General features: G+C 39.5%; 18 protein-coding genes. 6 read left to right on the top strand and 12 right to left on the bottom strand.

The features are described 5' to 3' along the window. Positions 1 to 4: 4 nt before the first annotated feature. On the bottom strand, positions 5 to 292 hold the full coding sequence (locus VFC49_RS03985) for a hypothetical protein (RefSeq protein ID WP_324736267.1): 288 nt from the start codon (positions 290 to 292) through the stop codon (positions 5 to 7). Then, positions 289 to 1299 (bottom strand): zinc ribbon domain-containing protein, encoded by a 1011-nt coding sequence (locus VFC49_RS03980; protein ID WP_324736266.1) that lies wholly within the window; start codon positions 1297 to 1299, stop codon positions 289 to 291. The genes VFC49_RS03985 and VFC49_RS03980 overlap by 4 nt, the downstream gene beginning before the upstream one ends. 243 nt (positions 1300 to 1542) lie before the next feature. Between VFC49_RS03980 and VFC49_RS03975 the strand changes: the two genes are divergently transcribed. Beyond that, a complete protein-coding gene (locus VFC49_RS03975; RefSeq protein WP_324736265.1) occupies positions 1543 to 2484 on the top strand; it encodes a zinc ribbon domain-containing protein in 942 nt (313 codons plus the stop codon). 62 nt (positions 2485 to 2546) lie between these two features. Here the strand turns inward: VFC49_RS03975 and VFC49_RS03970 are convergent, their stop codons facing one another. From VFC49_RS03970 to VFC49_RS03940, 7 genes are all read right to left on the bottom strand, one after another. Beyond that, the gene (locus VFC49_RS03970) at positions 2547 to 2840 is read right to left on the bottom strand and encodes a hypothetical protein (RefSeq protein ID WP_324736264.1); all 294 of its coding nucleotides are present in this window, start codon (positions 2838 to 2840) and stop codon (positions 2547 to 2549) included. Further along, positions 2837 to 3658 (bottom strand): PLP-dependent cysteine synthase family protein, encoded by an 822-nt coding sequence (locus tag VFC49_RS03965; RefSeq protein ID WP_324736263.1) that lies wholly within the window; start codon positions 3656 to 3658, stop codon positions 2837 to 2839. Before VFC49_RS03965 ends, VFC49_RS03970 begins: the two co-directional genes overlap by 4 nt. Continuing rightward, on the bottom strand, positions 3630 to 3755 hold the full coding sequence (locus VFC49_RS03960; protein WP_256381350.1) for a hypothetical protein: 126 nt from the start codon (positions 3753 to 3755) through the stop codon (positions 3630 to 3632). The genes VFC49_RS03965 and VFC49_RS03960 overlap by 29 nt, the downstream gene beginning before the upstream one ends. A gap of 67 nt (positions 3756 to 3822) precedes the next feature. After that, on the bottom strand, positions 3823 to 4416 hold the full coding sequence (locus VFC49_RS03955; RefSeq protein ID WP_324736262.1) for a hypothetical protein: 594 nt from the start codon (positions 4414 to 4416) through the stop codon (positions 3823 to 3825). A gap of 20 nt (positions 4417 to 4436) precedes the next feature. After that, positions 4437 to 5582 carry a tRNA uracil 4-sulfurtransferase ThiI gene (gene thiI / locus VFC49_RS03950; RefSeq protein WP_324736261.1) on the bottom strand — a complete coding sequence of 382 codons (1146 nt, stop codon included), beginning with the start codon at positions 5580 to 5582 and terminating at the stop codon, positions 4437 to 4439. 5 nt (positions 5583 to 5587) lie between these two features. Continuing rightward, positions 5588 to 5908, bottom strand: coding sequence for a hypothetical protein (locus VFC49_RS03945; protein ID WP_013467437.1), 321 nt, complete (start codon positions 5906 to 5908; stop codon positions 5588 to 5590). A gap of 44 nt (positions 5909 to 5952) precedes the next feature. Then, positions 5953 to 6558, bottom strand: coding sequence for a nitroreductase family protein (locus tag VFC49_RS03940; RefSeq protein ID WP_324736627.1), 606 nt, complete (start codon positions 6556 to 6558; stop codon positions 5953 to 5955). Positions 6559 to 6654: 96 nt separating this feature from the next. On the opposite strand from VFC49_RS03940, the gene VFC49_RS03935 reads away from it, so the two are divergent. Next, positions 6655 to 7368 (top strand): aspartate/glutamate racemase family protein, encoded by a 714-nt coding sequence (locus VFC49_RS03935; RefSeq protein ID WP_324736260.1) that lies wholly within the window; start codon positions 6655 to 6657, stop codon positions 7366 to 7368. Between the two features lie 111 nt (positions 7369 to 7479). Continuing rightward, positions 7480 to 8862 carry an ADP-specific phosphofructokinase gene (gene pfkC, locus VFC49_RS03930; protein ID WP_324736259.1) on the top strand — a complete coding sequence of 461 codons (1383 nt, stop codon included), beginning with the start codon at positions 7480 to 7482 and terminating at the stop codon, positions 8860 to 8862. A 20-nt stretch (positions 8863 to 8882) separates the two neighbouring features. On the opposite strand, the gene xerA is transcribed toward pfkC, so the two are convergent. From xerA to sfsA, 3 genes are all read right to left on the bottom strand, one after another. Next, positions 8883 to 9713: a site-specific tyrosine recombinase/integron integrase gene (xerA, locus tag VFC49_RS03925; RefSeq protein ID WP_324736258.1), complete on the bottom strand. Its 831-nt coding sequence runs from the start codon at positions 9711 to 9713 to the stop codon at positions 8883 to 8885. 27 nt (positions 9714 to 9740) lie between these two features. Then, positions 9741 to 10604 (bottom strand): toprim domain-containing protein, encoded by an 864-nt coding sequence (locus tag VFC49_RS03920; protein ID WP_324736257.1) that lies wholly within the window; start codon positions 10602 to 10604, stop codon positions 9741 to 9743. A gap of 72 nt (positions 10605 to 10676) precedes the next feature. Continuing rightward, positions 10677 to 11372 carry a DNA/RNA nuclease SfsA gene (gene sfsA / locus VFC49_RS03915; RefSeq protein ID WP_420719620.1) on the bottom strand — a complete coding sequence of 232 codons (696 nt, stop codon included), beginning with the start codon at positions 11370 to 11372 and terminating at the stop codon, positions 10677 to 10679. A 78-nt stretch (positions 11373 to 11450) separates the two neighbouring features. Here sfsA and VFC49_RS03910 point away from each other — a divergent pair, with 78 nt between their 5' ends. The 3 genes from VFC49_RS03910 to VFC49_RS03900 all read left to right on the top strand — a co-directional run bounded on the left by VFC49_RS03910 (position 11451) and on the right by VFC49_RS03900 (position 13868). Next, positions 11451 to 12011 carry a V4R domain-containing protein gene (locus VFC49_RS03910; protein WP_324736256.1) on the top strand — a complete coding sequence of 187 codons (561 nt, stop codon included), beginning with the start codon at positions 11451 to 11453 and terminating at the stop codon, positions 12009 to 12011. After that, on the top strand, positions 12011 to 13129 hold the full coding sequence (locus tag VFC49_RS03905) for a winged helix-turn-helix domain-containing protein (protein WP_324736255.1): 1119 nt from the start codon (positions 12011 to 12013) through the stop codon (positions 13127 to 13129). Before VFC49_RS03910 ends, VFC49_RS03905 begins: the two co-directional genes overlap by 1 nt. A gap of 103 nt (positions 13130 to 13232) precedes the next feature. Then, positions 13233 to 13868, top strand: coding sequence for a 4Fe-4S dicluster domain-containing protein (locus tag VFC49_RS03900; protein ID WP_324736254.1), 636 nt, complete (start codon positions 13233 to 13235; stop codon positions 13866 to 13868). Position 13869 lies beyond the last annotated feature (1 nt).

Raw genomic sequence — 13869 nt, 5'->3', positions numbered from 1 at the left:
CCCATTAAATGCTTCCAATTGCCAGAATGCCCATAAGAACAAAGATTCCAAATGAAATCAGGAAAGTCTTTTTGTATTCATCACTGGGTGTGTTGAACTTTAAATCAATGACCCAAATTATTGCTCCAATAAGGGCAATTATATATCCAATGAGAATTGCATAAGCTGGAAATCCTGTATACGTAACTCCACTCGTTCCTGCAGCTCTTTCCCAGAGGACTTTCTTACCCCAAGAGCTTAGCATAAGGCCCAATCCGGGCATAGCAGCAAAGATATAGGACAGTTTGCTCATCCAAACCAACCCCCTTTAACTTTAACTCTTCCGGGAAATTCAGACGAGAGAATCTGATAATACCGTCTTCCTTCTTCTGGTATAAGAAAGGCATATGTGAATGTCTTCTTTCTGCCGTTGTCATCTCTATAAGTTATCTCCATCTCGGTGTACTTTTTGTTGAATTTTATCTTTTCTATGCCTTCCCTTGCAAAATACGGCAAATCTTCTGGCATTTCCATATGGAGATAGTTTCCATCATGCGGATAAAACTTAAGCCCTTCCTTCACGAGATATAGAACCGAAGAGATGTATGCTTCTGTGTCGTACCTTATAAAAACTCCTGGTATCTTGAGAAGGTATTTGCCTTCTGATGTCTCCTTTTCTTCCAAGAACTTCTCTTTGGCTTTGTAAGCATTTTTGAGGAATTCATCCCCCTCCCTATAATATCTTTTTATCGCTTCAACTGCTTCATCATAATCTGCATCTTCAAGTACTGTGAACACAATTGCTCCTGCATAAACATGTCCTGAGCCTATAATTGCAACGATTCTGTATTTTTCTTCATCTATAGGACTCAGCCCTATGTAAAGGCGGTGATTAACTTCAAATTGGATGAGATTGTCATTCTCCGAGAGTGATCGTGGATATGACTTTGGAAGTTTTTCAAAAGCTCTTAGAGCCTCGGTGAGTCTCAGTTTTCCCAGTTTTATACCCTTTGAGCCGTCAAAAGCAAAGTTTTTGTTGACCCCTCCAATATGGATATTCAACTTTTTCTCTTTTGATGTAACTTTGCCAACTGGGATATAGCTCAGAGAGAATCCTCTCTGAAATTCTTCCGGCTCGATTATGGGTTGAGGGGTGGAAACTCTCTCCATTACGGGAGCTTTTCGTTCGGGAGTTCTGGGCTCTGGAGCATTTTGAGCGGTCCTGGTGCTCTCAAGGGATGCTCCACAGTATGGGCAGAATCTAAAGTCCCCCCTAAGCTCGCCTCCACAATAGGGACAAAATCTAAAGTTATGGGACAACAATATCCCCTCCACTCATGAGCCGAAAACCTCTCAGAAGAGGTTTCCGACCCATAATGCATTACACTATTCAATGGTTAGTTGATGAAGTGCATCCTAATAAACTTTACATAATCCAAAAGTTTTTAACAATAATTGCAAAACCTATTGTTTAAAAAATATTATTATATAAAGTCCATTTTTGAAAATAATATAAAATGCTTATAAACTATATCAAAGGATGTTTTGGTTTGGGAGGGATAAATGTTGTTCTGCCCTAAGTGCGGCACAGAGGTTGATGTGGAGTTTGATTTCTGCCCTGTCTGTGGCTATGACTTGAGGAAAGTCAAAGAAAAGCTTGGACTACGAGGGGGAATTTCAAAATCCGGGAAAGAACAAAAAGAACATGGAGAAGAATTGAAAGTTGCAGAACTGAAAATTGGTAAAAAACTTTTCAAGAAAGAAGTTAAATGCGAAGTAGAAGTTAATGGAGTTTCCATTGATTTGGAAAGGTTTACAGGAAACGACAAAGAGATAAAGCTCGGGAAATTAACGTTAGAAGAGGCATTAGATGTTTTTGCAAAACTCCCCAAGAAGTATTCAAAAAAAGAACAGAAGGACATTGAAAAGGGTAAGAAAATACCGGTTACAATGATAATTGATCGAGAAGAAGGAGCATTGTTCATGTATCTGACGCCTGACGGTACTTACCTTCTTCAAGGAGGTGTTAGGGCACTTGGCTTGGCATTTGATATATCCCTAAACGCTAGCTACACAGAAGTTATGAACCTTATTGAGAGGTTTTACACTGATGAGAAAATATTTGAAGAATGGACTGAAGCAATAGAGCGAGCCAGGGAGGAGGAAAAGAAACACAGAGCACTTGGTAAAGCTCTGGTATTTGAAGATGAATACTATGGACCTGATCAGTATCTCTGCGTGCTTAGAGATGGCATAGCTAAGGGATTAGTAGATGAGAACGATGTGGTTTTCCCAGTGCTGTTCTATCCATATGACATGATCACAGAAATTAAGTTGGACAAAGGTTGGACTTCCTCAGTAGTTGATATTAAGTACCGCGACCCTAAGAAGGGCAAAATTAGAAAGGTCGTGTTCAGCATTTCAAAAGAAGGATATCATGATGTTAAGAATGCACTCATGAGTATAGTTCCCGAAAAAGTAAAGGTTAAAAGGGGAATATTATAGAAGCGGATATTATTGGGATCAATAAGCTGAAAAAGTAAAGTTAAGTGGCAGCTTGAAAGTTCTTATCTGGTATTTTTCCCAAACAGCCCAACTAAGTCATGGATAATCAAAAAGTCTATCAATCCACTAATCCCAGCACTTAAAACTCCACTCATGACCATTAAAATGGAGAAAAACAGGTCTAAGCCTTTGTAAACCAGAGTAATTTTAACTGCCCTGCTCTCTCCCCTAAGAATTGCCCATGCCAAAACAAAATTTAGCAAACCAAATATCAGGTATATTAAGGAGTTTTCACTAACATAATAGTACAATAAAAAGAAAGCTTGGAGAAACAGCAGATACACAGCCAATTTCATATTCTGCCACTCAAGTATCTTTCAAATATCTCAACATATTTAAATCCATCGTCAGGAAACATCAATACTGCTGTGCCTTTGTATTCATCCCTGAGCATTTCAAGAGCTCTCACAGTTGCTCCTGCACTTAAACCTATCAAAATACCATCGTTCCTGGCAATTTTTATGGCACCCTCAATTGCCTCTTTTAAAGTTATCTCAACTATCTGGTCAATCTCTACCATGGGCACCCACTTTGGTTTTGTCTCAAGTCTTTTTATCCCTGGGATTTTCTCTCCTTTTGCCGGAACCACCCCTATTATTTTGGTATCGTACTTCTCTTTAAGGTACTTGGATATGCCCGCTATGTGCCCTGAAGTTCCAATTCCAGCCACTATGACATCCGGTTTTTTTCCTATGCTCTTCAGTTGCTCGTCTATTTCCCTTGCTGTATATTTGTAATGTGCCTCAAAATTATCTTCATTTTCAAACTGGTTGAGGTTTACAGCATTATTCTCTCTTGCTTCCTTTTTTACAAATTCAATCATCGAAGGGTCTATTGTTTCAAATTCAGTTCTTACTATTTCTGCACCAAGGACTTTCATTATGATCTCTGTAGTTTTTGGAGTTGGCTTTGGAATGTATGCTCTGAACTTAACTCCAAGAATGTTTGATATAGAAGCCATTGCAATCCCGACATTTCCAGAAGTTGCCTCAAAAAGTCTGTTTGTTCCGTTTATTTCTCCCCGCTCTCTGGCTCTCATAAGCATGTTAAAAACAGCTCTGTCTTTTATGCTCCTGCTGAAGGGGTTAAAGAACTCTAACTTGGCAAAATACATCCCCCCTTTCGTCTGAAAGCGAAAGTCTAACCAGGGGGGTTGGCTTAAACTTCTCATAAAGCTCGAGTGTATTTGAAAATACGTTCATCTTTATCACCGTCAATATGTAAGAAGTTTCCTATATAAGTGTTTCTTTTAAGGCAAAATTATACAAAACTGTGTAATTAACAGGAAGTCCCAAAAACCTCTTTATGAATTTTCTTGAATTCCCCCAGCGAGCCTCTGATTATTGGATGTTTTGGTACAAAGGGGCAACCTTCTTCAGGTTCAATACTTGTATCAAAAGTTCCAATTTTCTTGGCGATTTTTATGACCTCTTCTTTGTCCATGCCAATAAGTGGTCTCAAGATCGGTAGATCTGTTGCCAGCGAAATTATAAACAGATTATCAAGGGTTTGAGATGCAACCTGTCCCAGGGAATCCCCCGTTATAATTGCCAATGCCCCGTTTTCTCTTGCTATTTCTGTGGCTTTCTTGTACATAGTGAATTTACAAAAGACACAAATCCATTTATGCTTTTTCATCTCAATAATCTTTTCAAAAACAGGAGCTTGATACTCATAAACATCTACGACGACTAATTCTTTCAGTCTTTCGGGGTAAAGTTCCTTCAGTCGCTTCCAAATTTTTTGGACTTTTTTATGCTTGCCTTCATCTTGTTTGAAGTGGATTGGAATGACCTCTAACCCCTTCTTAAGCATTAAATAAATAGCTACAGGTGAATCTATTCCTGAGCTAAGCAAAGCAACGGCTTTCACCCTCTCATCACCTTTTTATTTTAGCATCCTCTCTTTTTGGGTTCTTCCCCAAAGATTTCTCTGTAGAGCTTTTTGAACTCCTCCCAAGAACCTCTAATCACTGGGTGCTTTGGGATAAATGGGATTTCATCCTCTGGAAGTGTTGATAACTCAAAAGTACCTATCTCCTTTGCTATTCTTACTATCTCTTCCTTGTCCAGTCCTATGAGCGGTCTGTAAATAGGTAAATCACTCGCTTGACTGACTATATACATATTTTCCAGCGTTTGGGATGCAACCTGTCCGAGGGAGTCCCCCATGACAATGCCTTTAGCTCCAAATTCTCTCGCTATCTTATCGGCATTTTTCACCATCATGAACTTGCAAAAAATGCAGGTGTAGTTTTCCCTCCCAAGCTCCTTAAGCTTTTGGAGAATTCTTTCTCTTTCCTTTGGTTTGATCACGATTAAATCACTTTTTCCACCATAGTGATACTTTTTCAGCTGATTCCATATTTTTCTGACTTTTTCAAGGGTTTTCTCTCCCATGTATATATGAACTGGAATCACCTCACAGCCCCTCTTCATCATGAGAAACGCTGCCACAGGAGAATCTATCCCGCCGCTAAGCAGAGTGACAACTTTCCCTTGTGTCCCTATGGGTAAGCCGCCAAAGGCTTTTATTTTATCAACAAAGATATAGGCTTTGCCTTCCATAATTTCAATCCCAACATTTATGTCATAGTTTTTCAAATCAACATCAGCCTCTTCATTCGCCAGGATATACTCACCAACTTTAGCTTGGATTTCTGGACTTTTCAGAGGAAACTCCTTTGTAATTCGTCTCGCTGTAACTCTGAACTTGGGCTTTTCCAGGTTAAGCTCTCTCTTCTTTTTGCGGAAGAGCTTCAGAGCAGTCCTGTTGATTTTTTCTAATTCAGCATTAACTTCCATCGCTGGAGAAAGGGAAACAATGCCAAATACACGCTTTAAAACATCCACACTCTCTTTTGCTTTATTTGTTTTGACTATTATCCTTCCATGTTTTGCAAAGATACTTTTGTACTCAATTCTCTCGCTGACCAACGCCTCTCTAATGTTATTGACTAATATGTTCTCAAACCATCTTCTTGTTTGCTTTGATTTTGTTCCAATTTCTCCATATCGAATTATCACACAGTTAAACATAGCTCTCACACCACAGGAAGTTTTATCATTATCTCTATGTATTTTTGGATGACTGCATAAAGTGCCAGGGCTATTACATATGATGACATTAATATGAGCTCATTCATTTCAAATATATGCATTGCAAGCTCTTTTGCTCTTGGTGAGTAGTCCATAACAGCTTTCATATACTTTGCCTTCAGTTTGTGGTTTATTTCAATTCCGGCAATTAAAAGAGCGATTCCTAATAAGCCCCACATCTTGCCCAGAGCAAGCATCAAAAATAGAGTAGATGCGAAAATGACCCATCCACCAATAATGCCGAGCAGTATTACAAACTCGATCATTTTTTCACCGTATGCTCATAGGCATAAGTTTAATAAAAATGTTCCTAAATTATTTTTAGCACCTCTTCGACACTTTTCTTTCTTTCTCTCGGAGAAATCCCTCCCTTCGGATATCCTATTGTTATCAACCCCACAAGGAAGTACTCTTCTCCCAGACCTGCCATCTTCTTGAGCTCCTTTTCTATTTGTTCGAAGCATGCTACTCCTATATAACAAGTCCCTAATCCGAGTTCAACAGCCTTTAGCATTAAGTTCTCAATCGCCATTGCAGCACTTTCTAATGCAAAGCAGAACTCCAATTCTCTGTATTTCTCATCTTTCAGTGCTTTAACGTTTTTGTTAATGAATACTCCCAAATAAATCGGTGCCTTGTACATCCCTTCTTCGAATCTCTTGAGAAGTTTCTTCATTTTTTCCTCTGGTAATCCTCTTTCAGTAAAATATTCGATATGCCCCTGCTTTATGAGCTCATAGAGTTTTTCCCGAATGTCCTTACTTTTGTATGCTACAAAAAGCCAGTTCTCCAGTCCGCTTGCAGTCGGTGCTCTTATGGCGGCTTTAATTAGCTCTCTTAAAGTTTCCTCATCAACTTCTCTCTCCTCATAAAATCTTACTGATGTTCTCTTGTTTATAGCCTCACTTAGCTCCATGAAAATCACCATCTTAACGTTATGTTTTTAGCTAATTAACCTTTTGTGAACCAAAGGTTTAAGTAATGCCCTGAGAACTTCTTTTAGGTGGAATGCATGTATGGATGGAGAGGCAGAATTGGGCTGATTGTTCCCTCATCAAACACCACGATGGAGATGGAGCTTCACTCTGCCCTGCCTGAGGGTGTTTCTCTTCACACAGCAAGGATGCCATTAAAAGGCATTACAGAGGAAGAACTTTTAAAAATGAGCTCCCTTGCGGTTGATAGTGCACGACTTTTAAAAGATGCGGATGTTGATTTAATCCTTTATGGATGTACCAGTGGTTCTTTTATAGGCGGAATTAATTTTGAGGCTGAACTCGAGGAAAAAATTGAAAGGGAGGTTAACATTCCGGTTGTAACAACAAGCACAGCTGTTATTGAGGCACTGAAGATATTGGATGCCCAGCAGATTATGGTAATAACCCCCTATACTGATGAAATAAATCAGAGAGAAAAGGAATTTCTTGAGGCTAACGAATTTGAGGTTCTTGATATTAGGGGACTCGGAATTGTTGATAACGTTCAAGTGGGAAAGCTTGAACCCTATGAAGCTTATCGTATTGCAAAAGCAATGTTCATTGATGACGTGGATGCAGTTTTCATAAGTTGCACCAACTTGAGAACTTTTGAAATAATCCAGCCTCTTGAGGAAGATTTGGGTGTACCAGTTGTTACAAGCAATCAGGCATCACTGTGGCTTGTCCTGCGAGAATTGGACATTCGGGAGAGAATTCCATGGCTTGGAAGGCTCTTCATGGAATATTGAACTTTTTCTATTTCTCCCCCGGTTCGATTTGACATTTATCCAGTGATTACAGCGAAAACATTTTAAACAGAATCCTTAACTTTGGATTAGTATTCACCGAGGGTGATACCAATGATTGATGTTTTTCAAGATGCCCAAAAGCTCAGCTTGTACTTAGCGTACAATGTCAACGTGGATGCAATAGTTTACCTCAGAAAGGAGCACATTGAAAAGCTGATCAGAGAGCTTGGGGCAGAGAACATAAAGAGTAGAATGGAAGATTATCCAAGGGAAATCAATGAACCTATTGATTTTGTTGCTCGTCTCATTCATGCTCTAAAAACGGGAAAGCCTATGGCTGTTCCTCTTGTAAATGAAGAAATGCACACATGGTTTGATGAGAGATTTAAGTACGACGTGGAGAGAATGGGAGGTCAAGTTGGAATCATTGCCAACCTTCTTGCTAATCTTGATTTTAAAAAAGTTATAGCATACTCCCCCATTTTAGCTAAGAGACAGGCTCAAATGTTTGTTAACAAGCCAAATCTTCTTTATCCTGTTGTTGAGAATGGAAAGCTGGTTTTGAAGAAGCCGATTGAAGCTTATCGTGAGAATGATCCCGTAAAAGTGAACAGGATTTTTGAATTTAGAAAAGGAACAAGATTTAAACTGGGTAATGAGGTTATAGAAGTTCCTCACTCTGGTCGCTTTATTGTTGCTTCTCGTTTCGAGAGCATTCGGATCGAGACCAAAGAAGACTTAAAGCCATTTTTACCAGAAATTGGTGAGATTGTAGATGGTGCCATTTTATCTGGATATCAGGGAATTAAAAAACGATATTCTGATGGAAAAGATGCCAACTATTATCTGAGAAAGGCAAAAGAAGATATAAGACTTCTTAAGAAAAACAAGGACATCAAAATCCATGTGGAGTTTGCATCAATTCAGGACAGAGAGCTGAGAAAGAAGGTTATCTACAACATTTTTCCCTTAGCAGATAGCGTTGGAATGGATGAGTCAGAGATTGCTCACATTCTAAATTCCCTTGGATATCCAAAGCTTGCAGATAGGATTTTTAACTACAACAGAATTGAAGATACCGTTTTAGGCGGTAAGATCATTCTTGATGAGCTCAATCTTGAAATTTTGCAGATTCATACGATCTACTATCTTATGTACATCACCTATAAAGACAATCCACTCAGCGAAGATGAGCTCAGGCAGAGCTTGGAGATTGCAACAACACTTGCAGCAGCAAGAGCTTCTCTTGGAGACATTAAAAGTCCAGATGACTTTAAAGTAGGCTTGAGAGTGCCTTATAATGAATATGGTGAATTTGTGAAACTTAGGTTTGAGGAGGCAAAAAGAAAACTGAGAACGAGGGAATATAAGATTGTTATCATCCCAACAAGGCTGGTTAAAAACCCAGTATCAACAGTAGGACTTGGAGATACCATTTCAGCGGGAGCATTTACGAGCTACCTCGCCTTATTGAGAAGAAAGGGCATGTATTAGGTTTGTTTGACCCAAGTACTTCATTCTATCAAACTCTCAATTAACTTTGCCTTTTCTTGTGCTCTCCTTAAGTGTTCAACGGTGACTTTGGTGTAAATTTGGGTCGTTGAAAGGTTTGAATGCCCCAGAATTTCCTGAATGACTCTAATATCAATTCCGTTTTCGAGCATATGGGTGGCAAAGCTGTGCCTGAGCATATGGGGGGTGACCTTTATCCCAGCTTTTTTTCCATATTTGTCGAGAATGTACCACACTGTTTTTGGTGAGAGCCTGTCTTTCCTATTTCTTCTTTCTTCGACAAGCAGATATTCACTGTTATCCTTTCTCATTTTTAAGTAATCTTCAATCTCCTTGAGGAGAGCTCCCGGGACTGGTACTATCCTATCCTTTCCGCCTTTTCCTCCTCTAACGATAATTAAAGAGCGCTTAAAGTCAACGTCGTTGATTTTTAAATTGCAGAGCTCGCTTACTCTAAGTCCAGAGCCGTAGAGCAGTAACACAATAAGTCTATCCCTTTTTCTTGTTGGTGGAATTGCACTTAGAAGTTTCTTCACTTCCTCTTTTGTTAAACTTTTTGGCAAGCTTCTCGGGACTTTCGGAGATTTTATTTTTTTGGCTTCTTCCTCAAGTCCTTCAAATCTAAAATAGGCTTTCAATGCTTGAACAACGAGATTTAAACTTTTGTTAGAATACCCACTTTTTTTAAGCATTGCCAAGAAGCGAAGGGCAGAACGGGCATTTAAGTCATTTCCCTCTTCTAAAAACCTCTTCACGTAATAGGAATACATTCTAATGGTGTTCGGGCTCTTGCCCTCCAGCTCAAGGTACATTTCAAATTCTTCAATGTCCATAGAGCATCACAAAAGAAAATATAGAGATCAAAGCTCTTCTATTTTTTCATGAAAGACCTCGGTTTCTTTAGTCTCTTCTATTCTCTCACTTTCATCAACTCTTTCTTCTGGTGGTTCTCGTCCTTCTGGTTTTGCAATTGTCATGGTAAGATATACAATCTTTAAGAGCTCTTCAATCAGTCTTTCCTCTTCTGCGTAAATGTATCCTTGACCGACAATTACCCTACCTTGTAACCCGAGCCTTTCAACGGCTTTCCCTATGATTTCCTCGTTTGGAACCTCTTCCCCCGGAAAAATCTGCTTCCAAGCCTCTTCAATCTTCACCAAGTTGCTTCTCTTGTCAAGGAGTATTTTTAAGTTTTCATTTTCCTCCTTTAACCTCTGATATTCCTGCCTAAGCTGCTCATATTTCTGCTCAATTTCCTGGAGCTGACTTTCGAGGCTGTGCTTCTCTTGTTCAAGCATATCGTATTTTCCTTTTAAGTCAAGCAACTGGTTCCTGAGTGCCATATACTCCGGGAGAAGCTGCAGACTCTTTAACCCCGCTCTCACAAGGGTATTTTTGAGCTCTTTCCTCACAAGCTCGACATCTATGTGCTCTAAGTCATGCCCAAGCGGTATTTTCATTCTTTCAACGTGTCCAACTAATTCGCTGAGCTCCCTGAAAAGTCTGTCTGCAAGTTCTCTCCCAACCCTATCGGCGTCAGTTGCTATTATTAGCAAATCTGCCCCAGCCGCTGCGCTTTTTGCAATTTCTAAATTCGTCGTTGGAATTATTGAGGAAATCGTTATGTTGTATTCACTCCCCAATGCAAGACCCTGCAATGCTTTGCTAACAACCTCAACGTCGCTCGCACCTTCAACTAAAATTCTAACATCCACAATCGTCATTCCAGCCACCTCTTTAAGATTGGGGTGTTACCCCCTAAGAAGTGTTAAGCCCCATGGGCTTTAAAAACCCTCCTAAATTTCAATCTCGAGATTATCCCTCTCTAAAATGATCTCTCCGGAGGGTAATAAAGCTATACTCAAAGCTTTTATTTCAACACCTCTATCCTTTGCTTCCTTTAAAAGTCTTGCAATTTCCGGATCACCTTTAACATAAGGCTTAAACCTCTTAACATCTGGCAGAGCACCAATAAAGATAATCATGGCTCTTTTGCTTCTCTCCCGGAGTTTTATGAGCTCTCTGATGTGCTTCTGACCCCTTAAGCTTGGACAGTCGGGATACATTGCATATTCTCCCTCCCTGAGAACAGCGCTTTTCATTTCAACCCAAATTTCTTCCCCACTGCAATCTAAAAGGTAATCCAGCCGAGAAGCTCCGATTTTAACTTCCCTCTTTTTAATATGACAATCTTTCAACCATGAAATTAATCCAAGCTCTACAGCCTTCTCAAATGCCCTCGCTTGGATTCTTGTATCAATTATAGCCCCCTTAGAGTTTTTATCTTCAAAAGCTATCAAAACAAAGTCTGTTTTTCCTCCCTGCTTGGGAATGCAGAAGCACTTTCTACCTTTGACCATAAATTCCTCCAAGCGTCCAGTGTTCGTTATAAGGGCTCGCTTAACTTCACCATCTATTCTAACCAACCCAACAAATCTATTTATTCTTTCAATGAACTCTCCCTCAACAATAGGAAGCTTCAGGAGTATCATAGAAATCAGTTGAATCTCTTCATTGAAAAGATTTGTGACCAAAAATCTTAAAGTGATATATGCAAATAATTTCATTAGATGGTTGGTATGGAAGATGTTAGTGTTCTAATAGAAAAGTGGAGGAAAATTTACAAAGAGGAGGTTAGAAGCAAAAGGAAACATAGAGAAGGGATTAGATTAACCCCGGAAAATTACTTCAATGTCGTACGTCCGTTTTTCGTGAAAATCTCCCCAGAGGATAGGGAATACGTGAGGACATTCAGAATGGTTTCTTATGGCATGCTTGAATACAGCCCATCTTTGAGGACTCTAATTTTGAGAGGTGCGGGGTATAATTTGGCTCGCAGGTTAATAGAAACTGGAGAGATTAGGAGCATTGATGACCTACCGAAGGTGTTCCTAAATCAAAAAATAGGGCTTCTTGACATTGTGGACGAGTCATTTAGCAAGATGAAAGTGAATATATATGAATGCATCAGTTGTTACCGAGCACCTCCTATTGGCAGAACCCTATGTGACTTTGAAGCAGGGCTTATTCAAGGGGTCATGGAAGAACTCGTTGGAAAGAACGTAACTCGTGAAATCTACTGCTGGGGACTTGGCAATTCTTTCTGTGGATTTGAAGTGATATTCGAGTGATGGATATGAGCATTTTAGCAGTTCAACCTTCAAGCAAATGTGACAGTAGTTGTCTGATATGTCCTTGGAAAGAGAAATTTGGCTGTGCTGGAATAATGCTTCCTCTTGAGGCATTGGAAATACTCAGCTCTCATCTTGGGGATTTTAAATTTAAGGAAGGACTTTTGACATGCCCAAATCCTCTCCTCCATCCAAAGATTAACATCATAATCCGGCAAACTATGGAACTCTGTAGAAAGCTTACCCTCTTCATTCCAGTATCAGTCTCGAGAAATTTTCTCAACAAAACTTCCCTTGAAAACGTTGATTTTATTTCTCTAATAATACCCTCTTATAAGGACATAAAGTCAAACCTTCAGACAGTAAAAATGCTCCTTTCTCAGGGTATAGACAATCTTGAGGCGTATATTTTGCTGGATTCCAACTCCGACTTTGCCGAAATCCTGTCAACAATTGAACTGTGCAAAAGTTACGGGTTAAAGATAACGTTAGGACCAAAGCTTTACGCATCTCCATATGCAGATAAATTTCTTGAAAAAATTGCGAAAAAAGAAAACGTTGAAATTGGTCTTCATTATGGAAGGAAGTATTTCTACAATGCCATTAAGGTCTTCATAGACAATTACCCAGTAACGTTGCTGACCTCTCCAAGTGCTGAGAACTGTAAAACTCTATACTTGAATCCATATGGGAACTTCTCAAAATGTCCGCTTTCAAGATTTGAAGTGAATTATAAGAGAATCACTAAGGATGACCTTAGAAAAATGCTCTTTTCACCCTGTACAATAAATCGAAACGTTGTTGGACTTTCACCTAAAATACGGGTCTCATTCGTGACAAAAGAGGGTGTTGAGATCCCTGGGGAGATCTTGGAACTTTTGGAACTAATTTCTCAGGTTAATTCATTTAGAGCTGCATGTAAGGCTCTCGGAGTTTCTCCTTCGACATATTGGGAAAAAGTAAGAAGTCTCGAAGAAAAACTGGGCATTTCTTTAATTATATCCGTCAGAGGGGGCAGGAAAAAAGGAATAACGATTCTGACAGAGTTTGCTAAAGATCTTCTAAAAGAGTACAGGGAAATAAGAGAAAAAGCAATAGTATCACTTTATGAATACTGAAACGTGTTCTTGTGCATGAACAAATTAAGGAGTTTTTGAGTTATTTGCCGAACACGGTCTCCTTTTAATCTCCTTTGTTTACCTAAGTTTTGAGGTGATAACAATGTCGCTTCTTGAGACAAGTTTAGAGAGACCAACAATTTACATTGATCCAAAGAAGTGCATGGGATGCAGATCTTGTGAAATAGCATGTGCAGTAGAGCATTCAATGAGCAAGACATTATCCGGAGCAATCTTTGAAAAACCAACGCCCAAGCCGAGACTAAAGGTTGTAGTTGCAGATTTCTTCAATGTTCCACTGAGGTGTCAGCACTGTGAAGATGCTCCATGTATGAAAGTCTGTCCAACTGGAGCAATAAAGAAGAGCGAAGAAGGCTTTGTAGTGCTCAACGCCAACAAGTGTATCGGCTGTTTGATGTGTGTCATGGCATGTCCATTTGGACATCCTAAATATGAGCCGGAGTACAAGGTTGTTCTGAAGTGCGATTCATGCATTGAGAGAGTTAGGGAGGGCAGAGAGCCGGCATGTGTAGAAGCTTGCCCCACCAAGGCATTGAAGTTTGGAACCCTTGAAGAAATTCTTGACGAGATTAGAAAAGAAAGAGCGGGAGAACTAATTTCGGGCTTGAAAGTTCCAGGCATTGTATACATGAAGCCAGTTGTTGAGGAAAAGAAAAAGGAAGAGAGAATCAGCCCGATGGATGTTTATACAGCCTATTTAGAGGTTAAGTGGTATTGAG

Source organism: Thermococcus sp. SY098, assembly GCF_035621495.1.
In the GTDB taxonomy this organism is placed as follows: Archaea; Methanobacteriota_B; Thermococci; order Thermococcales; family Thermococcaceae; genus Thermococcus_B.
Note: the sequence above shows the minus strand (reverse complement) of the source record. Positions and strands in the feature narration are given on the sequence as shown.

What these genes read in the sequence shown, in the direction of transcription:
- VFC49_RS03985 (WP_324736267.1), bottom strand. Translation starts at nt 292, where the DNA reads ATGAGCAAACTGTCCTATATCTTTGCTGCTATGCCCGGATTGGGCCTT.
- VFC49_RS03975 (WP_324736265.1), top strand. Translation starts at nt 1,543, where the DNA reads ATGTTGTTCTGCCCTAAGTGCGGCACAGAGGTTGATGTGGAGTTTGAT.
- VFC49_RS03970 (WP_324736264.1), bottom strand. Translation starts at nt 2,840, where the DNA reads ATGAAATTGGCTGTGTATCTGCTGTTTCTCCAAGCTTTCTTTTTATTG.
- VFC49_RS03965 (WP_324736263.1), bottom strand. Translation starts at nt 3,658, where the DNA reads ATGTATTTTGCCAAGTTAGAGTTCTTTAACCCCTTCAGCAGGAGCATA.
- thiI (WP_324736261.1), bottom strand. Translation starts at nt 5,582, where the DNA reads ATGTTTAACTGTGTGATAATTCGATATGGAGAAATTGGAACAAAATCA.
- VFC49_RS03945 (WP_013467437.1), bottom strand. Translation starts at nt 5,908, where the DNA reads ATGATCGAGTTTGTAATACTGCTCGGCATTATTGGTGGATGGGTCATT.
- VFC49_RS03940 (WP_324736627.1), bottom strand. Translation starts at nt 6,558, where the DNA reads ATGGAGCTAAGTGAGGCTATAAACAAGAGAACATCAGTAAGATTTTAT.
- VFC49_RS03935 (WP_324736260.1), top strand. Translation starts at nt 6,655, where the DNA reads ATGTATGGATGGAGAGGCAGAATTGGGCTGATTGTTCCCTCATCAAAC.
- pfkC (WP_324736259.1), top strand. Translation starts at nt 7,480, where the DNA reads ATGATTGATGTTTTTCAAGATGCCCAAAAGCTCAGCTTGTACTTAGCG.
- xerA (WP_324736258.1), bottom strand. Translation starts at nt 9,713, where the DNA reads ATGGACATTGAAGAATTTGAAATGTACCTTGAGCTGGAGGGCAAGAGC.
- VFC49_RS03920 (WP_324736257.1), bottom strand. Translation starts at nt 10,604, where the DNA reads ATGACGATTGTGGATGTTAGAATTTTAGTTGAAGGTGCGAGCGACGTT.
- sfsA (WP_420719620.1), bottom strand. Translation starts at nt 11,372, where the DNA reads ATGATACTCCTGAAGCTTCCTATTGTTGAGGGAGAGTTCATTGAAAGA.
- VFC49_RS03910 (WP_324736256.1), top strand. Translation starts at nt 11,451, where the DNA reads ATGGTTGGTATGGAAGATGTTAGTGTTCTAATAGAAAAGTGGAGGAAA.
- VFC49_RS03905 (WP_324736255.1), top strand. Translation starts at nt 12,011, where the DNA reads ATGGATATGAGCATTTTAGCAGTTCAACCTTCAAGCAAATGTGACAGT.
- VFC49_RS03900 (WP_324736254.1), top strand. Translation starts at nt 13,233, where the DNA reads ATGTCGCTTCTTGAGACAAGTTTAGAGAGACCAACAATTTACATTGAT.